General features: G+C 68.4%; 15 protein-coding genes and 1 riboswitch. Of the genes, 6 read left to right on the plus strand and 9 right to left on the minus strand.

All coding sequences use genetic code 11. From position 1 onward, the window contains the following. The first annotated feature begins 12 nt into the window (after nt 1–12). The 3 genes from E0L93_RS16220 (at nt 13) to E0L93_RS03505 (ending at nt 3,438) form a co-directional block, all read left to right on the plus strand. A complete protein-coding gene (locus E0L93_RS16220; RefSeq protein ID WP_132688514.1) occupies nt 13–2,679 on the plus strand; it encodes a winged helix-turn-helix domain-containing protein in 2,667 nt (888 codons plus the stop codon). 115 nt (nt 2,680–2,794) lie between these two features. After that, nucleotides 2,795–3,250 (plus strand): hypothetical protein, encoded by a 456-nt coding sequence (locus tag E0L93_RS03500; RefSeq protein WP_132688517.1) that lies wholly within the window; start codon nt 2,795–2,797, stop codon nt 3,248–3,250. Further along, nucleotides 3,247–3,438, plus strand: coding sequence for a hypothetical protein (locus tag E0L93_RS03505; RefSeq protein ID WP_132688520.1), 192 nt, complete (start codon nt 3,247–3,249; stop codon nt 3,436–3,438). The genes E0L93_RS03500 and E0L93_RS03505 overlap by 4 nt, the downstream gene beginning before the upstream one ends. A gap of 32 nt (nt 3,439–3,470) precedes the next feature. Here the strand turns inward: E0L93_RS03505 and E0L93_RS03510 are convergent, their stop codons facing one another. Then, nucleotides 3,471–4,073, minus strand: coding sequence for a cysteine hydrolase family protein (locus E0L93_RS03510; RefSeq protein ID WP_132688522.1), 603 nt, complete (start codon nt 4,071–4,073; stop codon nt 3,471–3,473). A gap of 97 nt (nt 4,074–4,170) precedes the next feature. Here E0L93_RS03510 and E0L93_RS03515 point away from each other — a divergent pair, with 97 nt between their 5' ends. Both E0L93_RS03515 and E0L93_RS03520 read left to right on the plus strand, forming a co-directional pair. Beyond that, nucleotides 4,171–5,478 carry an ATP-binding protein gene (locus E0L93_RS03515; protein WP_132688525.1) on the plus strand — a complete coding sequence of 436 codons (1,308 nt, stop codon included), beginning with the start codon at nt 4,171–4,173 and terminating at the stop codon, nt 5,476–5,478. A gap of 43 nt (nt 5,479–5,521) precedes the next feature. Continuing rightward, the gene (locus E0L93_RS03520; protein WP_132688528.1) at nt 5,522–6,226 is read left to right on the plus strand and encodes a glutathione S-transferase N-terminal domain-containing protein; all 705 of its coding nucleotides are present in this window, start codon (nt 5,522–5,524) and stop codon (nt 6,224–6,226) included. A 2-nt stretch (nt 6,227–6,228) separates the two neighbouring features. Here E0L93_RS03520 and E0L93_RS03525 read toward each other — a convergent pair whose 3' ends face one another. Both E0L93_RS03525 and dapF read right to left on the minus strand, forming a co-directional pair. After that, nucleotides 6,229–6,423, minus strand: a complete 195-nt coding sequence (locus E0L93_RS03525) for a hypothetical protein (RefSeq protein ID WP_132688530.1) — start codon at nt 6,421–6,423, stop codon at nt 6,229–6,231. 161 nt (nt 6,424–6,584) lie between these two features. Further along, nucleotides 6,585–7,370 (minus strand): diaminopimelate epimerase, encoded by a 786-nt coding sequence (gene dapF, locus E0L93_RS03530; RefSeq protein WP_132688533.1) that lies wholly within the window; start codon nt 7,368–7,370, stop codon nt 6,585–6,587. A gap of 32 nt (nt 7,371–7,402) precedes the next feature. Between dapF and E0L93_RS03535 the strand changes: the two genes are divergently transcribed. Next, a complete protein-coding gene (locus tag E0L93_RS03535; protein ID WP_243638088.1) occupies nt 7,403–8,404 on the plus strand; it encodes a nucleoside recognition domain-containing protein in 1,002 nt (333 codons plus the stop codon). Here the strand turns inward: E0L93_RS03535 and E0L93_RS03540 are convergent. The 6 genes from E0L93_RS03540 to E0L93_RS03565 form a co-directional block, all read right to left on the minus strand. Beyond that, entirely contained in the window at nt 8,340–10,181 is a 1,842-nt protein-coding gene (locus E0L93_RS03540; RefSeq protein ID WP_132688536.1) for a S9 family peptidase, read from the minus strand. The genes E0L93_RS03535 and E0L93_RS03540 overlap by 65 nt on opposite strands. Nucleotides 10,182–10,250: 69 nt before the next feature. Beyond that, a complete protein-coding gene (locus E0L93_RS03545) occupies nt 10,251–10,661 on the minus strand; it encodes an SLC5/6 family protein (protein WP_132688539.1) in 411 nt (136 codons plus the stop codon). A gap of 7 nt (nt 10,662–10,668) precedes the next feature. Next, on the minus strand, nt 10,669–11,340 hold the full coding sequence (tenA, locus tag E0L93_RS03550) for a thiaminase II (protein WP_132688542.1): 672 nt from the start codon (nt 11,338–11,340) through the stop codon (nt 10,669–10,671). Then, nucleotides 11,329–11,442: riboswitch (TPP riboswitch) on the minus strand. Its footprint overlaps the gene before it by 12 nt. 8 nt (nt 11,443–11,450) lie before the next feature. Continuing rightward, nucleotides 11,451–12,269: a 4-hydroxy-tetrahydrodipicolinate reductase gene (dapB, locus tag E0L93_RS03555; protein WP_132688545.1), complete on the minus strand. Its 819-nt coding sequence runs from the start codon at nt 12,267–12,269 to the stop codon at nt 11,451–11,453. Between the two features lie 4 nt (nt 12,270–12,273). Next, nucleotides 12,274–13,167, minus strand: a complete 894-nt coding sequence (gene dapA / locus E0L93_RS03560) for a 4-hydroxy-tetrahydrodipicolinate synthase (protein ID WP_132688548.1) — start codon at nt 13,165–13,167, stop codon at nt 12,274–12,276. Continuing rightward, nucleotides 13,160–14,398 (minus strand): aspartate kinase, encoded by a 1,239-nt coding sequence (locus E0L93_RS03565; protein ID WP_132688551.1) that lies wholly within the window; start codon nt 14,396–14,398, stop codon nt 13,160–13,162. Before E0L93_RS03565 ends, dapA begins: the two co-directional genes overlap by 8 nt. Between the last annotated feature and the right edge of the window lie 184 nt (nt 14,399–14,582).

Genomic DNA, 14,582 nt, shown 5'->3' on the forward strand with positions numbered 1-14,582 from the left:
GAGGTAAGGCTCGTGGATAGCCAGATACTCAGGGCCAAGCTCTACGTGCCCCGCGACCGGCCCGACGCCGTGTCGCGCCCGCGCCTCTACCGGCTGCTGGACGCGGGCATGCAGCGCGAGCTGACCGTGGTCTCGGCTCCGGCCGGCTTCGGAAAGACGACCCTGCTCGCCGAGTGGAGCCGGCGCAGCGAGCTCCCGGTAGCCTGGGTCTCGCTGGACGAGAGGGACGCCCACCCGGTGCGCTTCATCTCGTATCTCATAGCGGCTCTCGGCACGATCCGGGAAGGTTTCGGGGAGAATACGCGGACCTTTCTCGGGTCTTTGCACTCTCAAGGGGAGCTAGAGCCCGTCCTGACCGCGATGAGCAACGAGATCCTGGAGTTCCCGCGCGACTTCGCTCTCGTGCTCGACGACTACCATGCCGCGGACTCGGATGCCGTTCGCGGCGTCCTAACCTTCCTGCTGAACCACTGGCCGGCCCCGATGCACCTCGTCGTCGCGGGCCGCACGGTCCCGTCGCTGCCGCTCTCGCGGCTGCGCGCCCGGGGACAGTTGGCCGAGCTCGGAGCGCCGGAGCTGCGCTTCACTCTGGAGGAGGCGGCCGAGTTCCTCTCCCGCACGATGGGCCTGGAACTCGCCGACGAGAGCGTCGCGGCGCTGGAGCGGGAGACGGAGGGCTGGGTCGCCGGCCTCCAGCTCGCGGCACACGCCCTCCGGGGCCGTGAAGGAGGATCTCGCTCCGCAGCGGCCCCGGAGGGCAGCACCCGCCACGTCTTCGATTACCTAGCCGAAGAGGTCCTCTCCTGCCAGCCGGAGGACGTTCGAGAGTTCCTGCTCGAAACCTCGATCCTGGAGCCCCTGAGCGCTCCCCTATGCGAAGCCCTCACGGGCCGGACCGACGCCTGGGAGGTGCTGGAGAAACTTGATAGAGCCAACCTCTTTCTGGTGCCTTTGGACGGCGAGCGCCGCTACTACCGCTACCACCACCTCTTCGCCGCCTTCCTGCGCGACCGGCTGCGGCGCACGAGGCCCCATGAGATCCCCGAGCTGCACCGCCGCGCCGGGCGTTGGTACGAGGACGACGGTTGTCCGGCCGGCGCGGTCGAGCACCTCTTGGCCGCGGGAGACTTCGAGCGGGCGGCGGCCTTGATCGAGGAGGAGACCTACGCGCAGCGGCGGTACGTGGAAGCCTCCCTGTTGCTCCGCTGGCTGAGGAAGCTGCCCAACGAGCTGGTGCAGCTCCGGCCGCAGCTCTGCCTGCTCTACGCCTGGGCGCTCGTCCACTCGGCCGGTGACCTCGAAGAAGCCGAGCGGCGGCTCGCGGAGGCTGAGAGCGCCCTGAACCTCGACGGTTCCCCTCCTGAAGACCTCTCGGCCGAAGAACGGACCCTGCTGGGAGAGACGTACATCATCCGGGCCCGGATGGCCGCCATGCGGGAAGATGCGCCGCTCACGATAGAGCTCTCCAGCCGGGCCCTCGAACTGCTGCCAGAAGACGAGCTGCACCTGCGCGGCGACGTGGCGCTGGACCTGGGTCACGCCTACTGCTCGGCCGGCGACCTGGCAGCGGCCGACGCAGCCTTCGCCCGAGCCACCGCCGCTGGCCGGGAGGCCGAAGACCTGAGGACCGCTCTGTTCGCCCTCCGGTACAGGGCCGCGCTGGAGATCTCCCGGGGCCGGCTCCGAAAGGCTGAGGAGCTGTTGCTGGAAGGCCAGCGGCTGGCAGAGAGCCAGCCCGGGGAAACGCCTTCGGTCGCCGGGATTATCCACACAGGGATGGGCTGGCTGCTCTACGAGCGGGGAGAGCTGGACGAGGCGCAACGGCTCTTGGAGACGGGTATCGCACACGGCCGGCGGAGCGGCGAGGCGAAGATACTGGTCTACGGCTATGTCAACCTCGCTCGCGTGCTGATGGTCCGGGGAGACGCCGCAGGCGCCCACCACCTCATCCGGGAGGCCGGCAGGCTCACTCCGCGGTGGCCGCTCATCTGGGCCTGGCAGGCCAGATTCCACCTGGCCCAGGGCGACGTAGAACCGGCGGCGCGCTGGATGCGGGAGTATGAGGCAACAGAGGACTACCTGAGCTACCCGCGCCACTTCGAGCGGATCACGATGGCCCGCGTGACACTCGCCGAGGGCCGGAGTGGTGAGGCTCTGGACCTCATCGACCGGCTGCTGGAGGGCGCGAGATCCGAGGGCCGGTCGGAGCACGAGATAGAGCTTCTCGCCCTCCGCGCCCGCGCCCTCGACGGCCAGGGCGATAGAAGTGAGGCGTTGATCTCGCTGAAACGGGCTCTCTCGCTGGCCGAACCGGCGGGCTTCGTGAGCCTCTTCGTCGAGGAGGGACCGCCGGTAGCCGCCCTGCTGGCCGCACTGGCCCGGGAGCCGCAGACCGGGGATTCCGGCGCTGCCCACGCCGACTACGCCGGCCGGCTGCTGGAGCACTTCGCCCGGAAGACGAGCAGGGGTCGCACGCCCGGTCTTGCGCCCTTGAGCGAGCGCGAAGCAGAGATCCTCGCGCTCGTCGCCGCCGGCCGGTCGAACGCGGAGATCGCCCGGCAACTCTACCTCTCCGTCGGGACCGTCAAGGCCCACATCCACCGCATCTTCGGCAAGCTCCTCGTCCGGAACCGCTCCCAAGCCGTGGCCCGGGCGCGGGAGCTGCGCCTACTCGGCTAACCCGCTCCCGCGGGCTTTTAAACCCCCGGTAAACCACCATTTACGACTTTGGATAGATTGAGGCTGGAGAACCGGCTCCTAGACTGGCGTCGAAGCCAGAAGAGAGGAGCCGACAATGAATCTTATGGATCTCAACGAGCAGGTCGACCGGGACTTCGAGCGGGCCCGGCGCGGGGCCTGGTTGCGGCGGCTGGCGGCGCGCCTGCGGCCCCCGGCCCGGGGCATACCGCCCGCCTTCGACGAGGCTCGAAGGTCGCACCGGGCGTACAACCCGGTGCGGAGGGGAGTCCGCGTCGTAGACTTGGAGAGGATAGTCGGGAGCGTGGGGCGGTCCGGAGACTTCGACCGGTGCTTCATGCCCCTGCGCGCCAGCTCGGCGGCGAGGTGGAAGCGCGTGGACCTGGCCTTCCACCGGGGGATCGAGCTGCCGCCGGTGAGCCTGTACAAGCTAGGTGACGCCTACTACGTCCTGGACGGCAACAACCGCGTCTCCGTCGCCCGCTTCCACGGTGTAAGGGCCATAGAGGCCGAGGTCACGGAGCTCCACCCCCCGCTAGAGGGGGCGGCGTGAGCTTCTGGACGGGCTATGTAGGCCCGGCGCTGCTATTCACCATCTTCGTGCTGGCCCTGAACCGGGCCTCCGGAGACCCGAAGGTCCCGCGCGGGGACGACGTCCTGGCAGACCTCTGCCTGGGACTCGCCGCCACCGTCGCCGCCGTGTTGTGGCTCCGGGTCCTGGCAGCGGTCTTCTTCCGGTAGCCGACCGCTGCGGGCAGTAGTGAGTCCCCTGCCTACGCGCTGAACGCTATCTTCTCGCTCTCCGTGATATCGCCGGTGAAGAGGAACGCCGTCTGGCGCAGGGAGGCCTCCAGGTCGAAGGGGTCGAGCGCGCTGGTCGCGTCGCGCGGGATGACGACGTGGAACCAGCGCAGGGCGGCGCTGGCGGCGGTGTAGTGGACGCAGATGTTGGCGACCGTGCCGCAGATGATGAGCGTGTCCACCTCCCAGAGGCGCAGGAAGTGATCCAGGTGCGTCCCGTAGAAGGCGTCGTAGCGGACCTTGCGCAGCACCAGCTCGTCTTCGCGCGGGGCGAGCTCGTCTATGATCTGCCAGCCCCACGTGCCCTCCCGGCAGTGTTCGGGCCAGATCTCCCACTCCGGATCGCCCTCGTTGTGGGTATCCTGGGTGAAGACCACCTTCATCCCGGAGCTCCGGGCACGCTCCAGGAGGGACCGGATGGCCGGCACCGTCCCCGCGGCGTCGGGCACCACGAGCGTGCCGCCCTCCTTCACGAAATCGTTCTGCATGTCCACCACGATGAGAGCGGCGCGGGAGGGGTCCACGCGGACGCTCTCCTTCACCTCGTACTCCGGAACCTCGAGTGCGCGGGCCATGGTCGTCTCGCTCCTTCTCTCGCCTGATTCCATAGTTTACCGCGGAGCGGGCGCCGCCGGCTGACACGCAGCCCCCCGGGTGCTAGAGTTCCCGCATATGCGGCGGAACGAGCTAGAGCGACTCCTGCTCCGGTGCGAGGGGCTAGCCGTGCTGCGGGGGGTCCTGGATTCGCAGCCGGCACGGCGGTTCCTGCGGGTGCTGGAGCTGCTCGCAGACGAGCGCGCAGACGCCGCCGGGATGGCCGGTGCCTGCGGACGCCTCTGGCGCGAGCTGGCCATAGAGAGGAGCGGGCTGCTCCCCGACGCTTGGCGGTCGCACCTCGTGGAGCGCCTGCTGGAGGACGAGAACCCGTTCAGCCTCGCCGCCGAGCGAGGGAGGGCCGCGCCCGAGGCCGCCGGACAGGTCCGCACCGAGCTCCGGACGCTGCGGCGGCTCTTCGAGCTGAGCACCGGCGGGCTGCTCGGGCTGGCCGAGGGGCGGTTCCCGGAGCTCGCCGGGCTCTGGGAGCCGCTGGAGACCCGCGACCTCCCGGATGGCTCGCCCCGGCGCGAGTTCGCCGCCAAGCTCGCGGCCACGGAGGACTGGGGGGAGCGGGTGGAGGATCTGGCCCGGTACTTCGCCACTTACGGGGCGGGGGCACCCGGACGCCATCGCGCGTTCAGCTGGAGCGGCGGGGAGTTGCTCCCGGTACGCTACCCGGACCCGGTACGGCTCGGTGAGCTCTACGGCTACGAGCGGGAGCGGGAGCCCCTGGTGCGCAACACCGAGCGCTTCCTGGCCGGGCTTCCGGCCCACCACGCGCTCGTTTACGGTCTGCCCGGCACGGGCAAATCCGCGACCGTGAAGGCCATAGCGAACGAGTACGCCGAGCGGGGGCTGCGGCTGGTGGAGCTGGCGAAGGGCGAGCTCGGGGAGCTGCCGCGCCTGCTGGAGGTTCTGCGGGAACGCGGGCTGCGCTTTATCGTGTTCGTGGATGACCTGTCGTTCGAGGAACACGAGGTGGAGTACAAGGCGCTCAAGGCGCTGCTGGAGGGGAGCGTTTCCGAGCCGCCGCAGAACGTGCGGCTCTACGCCACCTCCAACCGGCGCAACATCGTGCGGGAGCGCTTCTCCGAGCGGGACGAGGCGGATGACGTACACCTGCGCGACTCGATGCAGGAGAAGCTCTCGCTTGCGGCCCGCTTCGGGCTGCGCATCACCTTCCTCGCCCCGGACCAGAAGCGCTATCTGGAGATCGTCTCCGGGCTGGTGCGGGAGCGGGGGATTGAGATCCCGGAAGAGGAGCTGCGGGAGCGCGCCCTCCGGTGGGATGTGTGGAGCGCCGGGCGTTCGGGCCGCACGGCCCGGCAGTTCGTAGACGAGCTGGAGGCGGAGCTCTCCGGCCAGATCCGCCGGCTGTGGTAGCCTCTCTGAGGGTTTTTAGTTTCTCAGCAGATAGGAGGACGCTTTGGCACAGCCGATAGACCTCTACTACTGGCCGACCCCGAACGGTTGGAAGATCACGATCTTCCTGGAGGAGACCGGACTTCCATATAACGTCATCCCGGTAGACATCACCGCCGGAGACCAGTTCAAAGAGGACTTCCTGAAGATCAGCCCCAACAACAAGATGCCCGCCATCGTGGACCCCGAGGGGCCCGGCGGGGAGCCGGTCAGCCTCTTCGAGTCGGGGGCGATCCTGATCTACCTCGCCGAGAAGACCGGCGAACTTTTGCCCCGATCTCCGCGCGAGAAATACCTGGTTTTGCAGTGGCTGATGTTCCAGGTGGGGCACGTCGGACCGATGCTCGGGCAGGCGCACCACTTCCGCCAGTACGCGCCGGAGGAGATCCCCTACGCCATCGAGCGCTACACGAACGAGGCTGCCCGGCTGTACGGGGTGATGGACCGGCGGCTCTCGGAGGTCGAGTATTTCGCCGGGGAGTACTCCATCGCGGACGTGGCGATCTTCCCCTGGATCGTGCCGCACGAGAATCAGGGGCAGGACCTCGGCGACTACCCGAACCTCGCGCGCTGGTACGAGGCCGTCAGGTCCCGGCCCGCGGTGCAGCGGGGGCTGGACGTAGGCCGGGAGCTCCGGCGGCGGCTGGGACGGGACATGGACGAGGAGACCCGCCGCATCCTCTTCGGCGGGAGGTCCTCCGGCAGGTAGCCCTACGGGCGGAAGAGCCGGAGCGAGGTCGCCATGAGGCCGTAGGCGAGGAAGACGCCGAACGCCCCGAGGAGCTGGTCGTAGAGCAGGGCCGCCTGATGGGCGGCCAGGAAGACCCCCAGCGCGAGCAGCGCGCTTAACCCCCGGGCGGCGCGGTGGAGCGCCCTCCGGCGGCGGTAGGTGGGAAAGCGGCACACCCTCGCGACTCGCTCCGGGGGAGGAGGAGCGGGTTGGGGCCGGGGATTCTCTCGAGCTCCCTCCGATACGCGGGCTTCCATACCCCCAGTCTCCGGGAGAATCCCGGATTATCAAGGGGTGATCCGAGCGCCGGCAGAGATTCGCGCCGCCCGAGGGGGTATCAGATCAGCAGCTCGCCCTCGCAGACGTACTCGGCCGGGCCGCTCATGTAGACGGGCTCGCCCTCCCCGGCCCACTCAACCTCCACGGTTCCGCCATCGAGCACGACCCGCACCGGGCTTTCGGCCAGCCTCCGGTGTATCGCGGCCACCGCCGTGGCACCGGAGCCGGTCCCGGAGGCCAGAGTGGCTCCCGCGCCACGCTCCCAGATGCGCATACGTATCTCGTGGGCGCCGCGGACGTGGGCAAACTCCACGTTCGTCCCCTCCGGGAAGGCGGGATGACGCTCGACGGCCGGCCCGATCTCTCCCAGGTCCAGCTCCTCTACCACCCGTTCGTCGCCGAGGAAGGTCACCGCGTGCGGGTTGCCCGTCGAGACCCGGAGGAAGGCGTACCCGTATAGCGCTATCCTGCCCCGGACTGCCGGCACGCCCAGATCTACCCGGGAGGAGCCGTCTTCGCGGAGCAGGATCTTCTTGAGGCCTGCGCCGGTCTCCACGGTGAACGCGCTTTGGACCCTGCCCCGGTCCCCGAGGTAGCGGGCCAGGCACCGGATGCCGTTGCCGCACATCTCGGCAACCGAGCCGTCGGAGTTGTAGTAGATCATCTTCACGTCCGCCGCGTCCGAACCCGCCGGGATGAGGATGCCATCCGCTCCGACCCCGAAGCGCCTCTCGCACGCCCGGCGGGCGAGTCCGGAGAGGTCCGCTCCCTCCACCTCTTCCGGCTCGAAGATCAGGAAGTCGTTGCCGCAGCCGTGCATCTTCGTGAACCGCACGCTTGCCATTCTACCCTCCCGATGCCAGACTCACGAGGGTCGTGAGCCGCGTGGTCAAGACATTGCACCGGATCTCCTGGGCGGAGGGGCTCAGAAACGGGCTGTGGACGGCCTGGGTGCTGGGCAAGATCATCTTCCCCGTCACCCTCGCGGTCACCGCGCTGCAGTACACGCCCGCCTTCGACGTGCTGCTCTCCGGGCTGCGGCCGGTTATGGCCCCGCTCGGGCTGCCGGAAGAAGCGGCTATCCCGCTGCTTCTCGGCAACCTGGTGAACCTCTACGCGGCCATCGGAGCGATGCTCTCCCTGGAGCTCACGGTCAAGCAGGTCTTCATTCTGGCGGTGATGCTGAGCTTCTCGCACATGCTGCCGGGGGAGGGTGCGATCTGCCGCCGGGCCGGGGGAAGCTTCCTCCTCATAACCGCCCTGCGGCTCGGGCTGGCGGTGCTCTCTGCGGCCGTCATCAACCTCGTATGGCGGGGTGGGAAGGAGCGGGCAGCCTACAGCATCTCCCCGCCGGCCCAGGCCGAGCCTTCCGGGACGGGGGAGATCCTGCTCCACGCGCTGCAGGCGGCCGCATACGGGGTTCTGGGTCTGGCCGCGATCGTGGTCCCGATCATGCTCCTCATCCAGATCCTGCGCGACCTGCGCTTCCTGGACTGGTTCGCCGCAAGGATGCAGCCGCTGATGAGCCCCCTGGGGCTTGCGCCGCGGGCCTCGGTCACCATGGCGAGCGGCCTCATCTTCGGCCTGGCCTTCGGAGCGGGAGTCATACTCCAGCAAGCCCGCGAGCAGAGATTCACCCGGCGGGAGATCACGCTCATCCTCGTCTTCCTCGCCACCTGCCACGCCGTGGTGGAGGATACCCTGATCTTCGTCCCCCTCGGGGTGGACGTGCTCTGGCTGCTCCTCATCCGGTTGGCCGCCGCTGTGGCCCTGACCGCCCTCCTAGCTGCGCTCTGGAGGGAGCCCGGGAAGCTTAGTCCTCCGCCCGGCCGCCGAGGTGCTTCGCCAGAAACCTCTCGGCGGCAGCGTAGAACTTGAGCCGGTTCTCCGGGCGGGCGAAGCCGTGGCCCTCGTCCTCGAAGAGCAGGTACTCGTAGTCCACGCCCCGCTCCTTGAGGGCGGCCACGATCTGCTCGCTCTCGGCCTGCTTGACACGCGGGTCGTTCGCACCCTGGGCTATGAGGAGCGGGATCTTTATCCTGTCCGCCTTGAAGAGCGGGGAGCGGGACTTCAGAAACTCCTCTTCTGTTTCGGGGTTGCCGACCCGCTCGTGGAACTGCGCGACCAGCGGCCGCCAGTAAGGCGGGATGCTGTTTATGAGGGTGATCAGGTTCGAAGGCCCCACGATATCTACGGCGCAGCAGAAGAGGTCCGGGGTAAACGCCGCTCCCACCAGCGCCGCATACCCGCCGTACGATCCGCCGTAGATGGCTACCCGCCTCGGGTCTGCGATGCCCTCCCGGACGGCCCACTCCACGGCGTCTACCAGGTCGTCGTGCATCTTCGCGCCCCACTCCCGGTCCCCGGCGTTCAGGAAGTCCTTGCCGTAGCCGGTGGAGCCCCGGTAGTTGACCTGCAGGCAGGCGTAGCCGCGGTTGGCGAACCACTGCGCCTCGGGATCGTAGCCCCAGTAGTCCCGCGCCCAGGGACCGCCGTGCACGTTGAGCACCATCGGGACGGGCAGCTCCGCGCCTTCGGGGAGGGTGAGGTAGCCGTGGATCTCCAGCCCGTCCCGGGCGGTGAAGGAGACGGGCCGCATGCGCGCCAGCTCGTACTGCGCGAGCTCGGGCCGGTCATCGAAGAGGTGCTCTCCGGTCTTCGCGCCCCGGTCGTAGGAGTAGAAGGCATGCGGTCCGTCGTCGGTCTCGAAGCCGACGATCCAGGTCGCGTCCGCCCGGTCGCGGCTCATGAGGGAGAAGTCCCCGCGGTGCAGCCTCTCCAGCGCCCGGAAGTCCTCCCGGATGCTCTCGTCCAGCACGACCCACTCGGTGCGGGCCCGGATGAAGGAGACGGCCTGCACCTCGTGGGTGTCGGGGTGGATCACGGCCTCCCCCACATCGTATCGCGGGTCTTCGGCCAGCACCTCAAGCTCACCACCCTCCAGGTCCAGCCGGACCAGCCGGGCGGCGTTGACCCCGCGGGAGTCCTTCAGGTGCAGGTGCCGGCCGTCACCGGAGAACCCTACCGGCGCGCTGGTCAGGCTGTCCACCCGGTCCCAGGAGAGGATCTTCTCCCATTCGGAATCCTTATCTTCCCGCACCAGCAGGTCGAAGCCGCCCTCCGGGGTCGCGGCCATCGCCGCGCGCACGTGGAGGTCCGCGTCGGCCAGCCAGCCGGCGACGTTGCCCGGATTCTTCGCGGCGAGCTCCAGATCTCCGGTCTTCAGGTCCAGGCGGTAAGCGTCGTGCAGCTCGGGGCTCTCCCGGTTCATGGCGATGACGAGCTCGTCCGGGAAGCGCCGGCTGCGGGCCACGATCTGTACCTGCACCTCCTCGAACGGCGTGAGCTCGCGCGTCTCTCCGGTGCCGACGTCCGTGGCGTAGAGCCGCCAGTTCTCGTCGCCGCCCACGTCCTGGAGGTACAGGATGCGCTCCCCGCTCTCGGCCCAGAAGAAGATGCGGATGCCCCGGTAGTCGTCGCCAGTGACGGGCTCATAATCCCCTTCTTCTACGCTCCCGACCCAGACGTTAAGCACGCCGTCTACCGGGGCCAGGTAAGCCAGCTGCGTCCCGTCCGGCGAGATCTGAGGGAAGGTCCTCTCGGGATTGCCGAACAGAACCTCGCGCGGGATCAGGGGCGGCATCTTATCTGTCATGGAGTCTCCTTCTGCGTAGCCGACGCCTCCCATACTAAACGAATCGGCCGCGGGAATCGCTCCGCGGTTCTAGGCGTCGAATACGCGTAGCTGCTCCCGGCTCGGGCCCTCGGTTAGGAGGCTGACCAGCACGATGGCCACCAGCGCCACGGCGATGGCCGGCACTATGGGAGGCAGGCCGAGCGGCTCGCCCAGGATATACCAGACGAGAGCCGTCCCGCCGCCCCCGATCACACTCAGCATGCCCGCGGCCGGGGTCGCGCCGCGCCACAGGTAGCCCGCGTAGAGCGGCACGAGCAGCCCGGCGCTGTAGAGCGTGTAGGCGAAGACGATGGCCGTCACGATATCCGGCATCAGCACGGCGAGGGTGAAGGCGAGAGTGGCGAAGACGACCACGGCCACCTGACCGACCTTGCGCAGCTCGACGCTCGGGACCTCCCGCGGGGTGAGCTGTTGGTAGAAGTCCCGGGCCAGGTTCACGCTTGCCTCAGACCGGCCACCCCTCCAGGTCGTAGGCCATGCTCCAGAACATGTACTCCATCCGGCAACTGGTCAGGTAGTGGTCCTCCATCCGGGCACGCTCCGCTGCTCCGGCGTCGGCGGCCAGGCGGTCTATGCGGCTTGCGAACTCGCGGCAGATGTCCCCGACCACCGGGTCGGCGTAGAACTCGATCCACTCCCGGAACGGGTGCGAGTCGTCGGGACGGACCTCCTCTTTGAGCCTGAGCCCGATCTCCCAGTAGGTCAGCGGGCAGGGGTAGAGGGCGCAGAGCAGCTCGCCCAGAGTGCCGCTGTGGGCGGCGTAGAGCATGTGCCGGGTGTAGTTGCGGGCGGTAGGAGTGAGGGTAGCGGCCTGCTCCAGCTCCTTCATCGAATGTCCCGAGACGGCGGCGAAGTTCCGGTGCGGGTGGTTCTCCGAGTCGAGGATGAAGCGGATCTGCTCGTTGAAGAACTCGATGTCCTCGCGCCGGGTGCTCTTGGAGATGGCGAGCCCGTAGACCTGGCAGAACACGGTGAGGTACTGGAAGTCCTGCCGCACGTAGTGCGCCAGTTGCTCGCCGCTCAGGCTTCCTCCGGCTATACCCCGCACGAACGGGTGGCCGAAGATGGCCTCGTAGATGGGGTCGGCCTTCTGCCGCAGCTCGTCGGTGAACTTCATGGTTCCTCCCTCCGCCGGCATTACCCGGATCAGGTTCCTCGGGTCGGCGCGGCTCTTCAGCGCCCTCTCAGCTCCCTACCGGAAGCTCCCCGGTTCTCTGTGCAGGCATGTTACATGGGTCTTGAGTCCCCTGCAAACCCTCCCCCGCCAGACCATTCCAGCACGTCCTGCATGGTGTAGAGGCCGGGCTCGGCCTGCGCGGCGAACGCGGCGGCCCTCAGCGCACCCGTGGCAAACGTGCGGCGGGAGCGGGCGCGGTGGGTGACCTCTACCTCCTCGCCCTCGGAGTAGAAGGTGAGCCGGTGCTCGCCCACGACGGCCCCGCCGCGCACGGCGTGGATCCCGATCTCACCCTCCCCACGCGGCGCAACCCCGTGCCGGCCGTAGACGGCCACGTCCTCCAGCCGCCGGTTCCGGCCCTCGGCTGCGGCACGGGCCAGCAGGAGCGCCGTGCCGGAGGGCGCGTCCCGTTTGCCGCGGTGGTGCGCCTCCACGAGCTCGATGTCGTAACCCGCGCCGAGCCTCGCCGCCAGGTCCCGCACCATCTCCACCAGCAGGTTTACCCCCACGCTCATGTTCGGGGCCAGAACCACCGGGACGTTTCCGGCGGCGGCCTCGATCTCCGCCCGCTCGTCTTCGGCGAGCCCCGTGGTGCCGATCACGACCGGCTTGCGGTAGGCGAGGTGCCCGACGGTCGCCTCCGGGGTGGTGAAGTCTATTAGCACGTCGGCGTCTTGCGGGGGGTCTTCGGTCGCAGCGACGCCGGCCCGCCCGGCCCCGCACAGCTCGCCCAGGTCCGCTCCGAGATCATCCGAGCCGGGCCGTACCGTGCCGCCGGCGAGCTCACATTCTTCGCTCTCCAGGGCGGCGCGGCAGATCTCGCGCCCCATCCGGCCCGCCGCACCGAGCACCGCGACCCTGACGGGCACGGCGCTAGACTTCCTCCGGGGTCGGGAGCAGGTCCGCGCTGCGCTCCAGAACCTCGCGCAGCTTCTGCAGGTTGTCCCCGGTCATCGGCATCAGAGGCAGCCGCATCTCGTCCGAGCAGAGTCCCAGAAGCGAGGCCGCCGTCTTGACCGGGATGGGGTTCGTCTCGATAAAGAGCGCCCGGAAGAGCGGCAACAGCTCGTAGTGCAGCTCGCGAGCCCGTGCGAAGTCGCCGGAGAGTGCAGCGTCCACCATCTCCGAAACGGCCCCGGGAGCTATATTGGAGACCACGGAGATGACGCCCGCTCCCCCGAGCGAGATTACGGGGAGCGTCATCGGGTCGTCGCCAGAGAGGATTACGAACTCCTCCCCGCAGAGGCGTCTTATGTCGCTCACCACGCTCATCGAGAGCGTGGAGTCCTTGACCCCCGCTACGTTCGGGATCTCCGCCAGCCGGGCCATGGTCTCGGGCGAGATCGCCACCCCCGTCCTGCCGGGGATGTTATAGAGGATGATCGAGAGCTCCGTACTCTCCGCCACGGCCGCGAAGTGGCGGTACAGCCCCTCCTGGGTCGGTTTGTTGTAGTAGGGTGCGACCTGCAGCGAGGCGTCCGCCCCGACTTCTTCGGCCATCTTCGTGTACTTGACGGCGCTCGCCGTGCTGTTGGAGCCGGTGCCCGCGATCACGGGCACCCGGCCGTCGGCGGCCCGTACGACGGTCGAGATGACCAGCCGGTCCTCCTCCTCGCTCAGGGTCGGGGTCTCGCCGGTCGTGCCGCAGGGGACGAGGCCGGAGACGCCGTTCCGGATCTGAAGCTCGACCAGGTTCTCCAGCGCCTCTACGTCCACCTCTCCGTTGCGGAACGGGGTGATGAGCGCCGTGAACACACCTCTAAACATCTTCCCTCTCCTCCAGCTCGAAGGCCCGGTGCAGGAGCCGCACGGCCTCCTCCACCTTCTCTTCCGGTATCACGCAGGTGACCTGGATCTCGGAGGTCGAGACCATCCGGATCGGGATCCGGGCTTCCGCCAGCGTGGCGAACATCTTCGCCGCGTAGCCCGGGCGGTTGAGCATCCCGGTGCCCACCACCGAGACCTTGCCCAACTCGATCTCGCCCTCCACCGCGCCACCTAAAGAGCCCGCGACCTCCTCCGCGATCTCCTTCGCTTCCGGGTAGACGGAGCGGGTTACGGTGAAGGCCACGTCCGAGGTGCCCTCCTTGGGGGCGCTCTCCACGATCACGTCCACCGAGATCCCACGCTCGGCTAAAGGAGAGAAGATCCTGCTCAAGGTCCCCGGGCCGGTGCGGATGCCGCTGAGGGTGATGCGGGCCACATCCAGGTCGTGGACTATCCCCGCCACCGTCTCGCGGGTCTCTATCCTCTGCAACTTATCACCTCCGAGTATGACCGTGCCGCCGCTCTCCGCGAAGGCGAACGAGGAGCGGACGTGGATCTCGACGTTGTAGAGCGCCCCGAGCTCGACCGCCCGCGGGTGCATTACTTTCGCCCCCCGCCACGCCATCTCGGCCATCTCCTCGTAGGAGATCACGGGTATGCGCCGGGCCCCGGACGCGATGCGGGGGTCGGCGGTGTATATCCCATCCACGTCGGTGTAGATCTCGCACCGCTCCGCCTCCAGCGCCGCCGCCAGCGCCACGGCCGTCGTATCCGAACCCCCGCGGCCGAGCGTCATCACGTCCCCGAGCGCGTTCATCCCCTGGAAGCCGGCCACGATCACTACCCTCCCCTGCTTCAGCAGCGAGAGCATCCGCTCCGGCCGGATCTCCGTGATCACCCCCGAGCCGTACCGGCCCTCGGCCCGCATCCCGGCCTGCGGCCCGGTGAGCGAGATCGCATCCACCCCCCGGTCGTGCAGCGCCATCGCCAGAAGCGCCACGGACTGCTCCTCGCCCGTGGCCAGCAGCTGGTCTATCTCGCGCGGCGAGGGCTCCGAGCTCACCTCGTGCGCCAGCCGCAGCAGCCGGTCGGTGGTCTTGCCCATCGCCGAGACCACCACCACGAGCGAGAGCCCGGACTCGTGAGCGCGCGCAACCCGGTCGGCGACGGCTTTGATGTGATCCGCCGTGGCTACCGAACTCCCGCCGTACTTCTGGACGATTATCCTCAAGCTGCCGCTCCCCGGTCTCCTGCTTTCAGCCCTGTAGACTAGCGCATCCGCAGCCGATTGGCGACGGACTCTCCTCCACTAATTTCCGGGATTTTCCTCTTCAACTCTTGCCCCGCGCCGGGGTTCCGTTAAAATGGGCTCTGCGTCTTCACATATATGAACTTAACTTAAAGGTCTGGAGGGG

Origin of the sequence: Rubrobacter taiwanensis (assembly GCF_004337705.1) — a bacterium.
Lineage (GTDB): Bacteria > Actinomycetota > Rubrobacteria > Rubrobacterales > Rubrobacteraceae > Rubrobacter_C > Rubrobacter_C taiwanensis.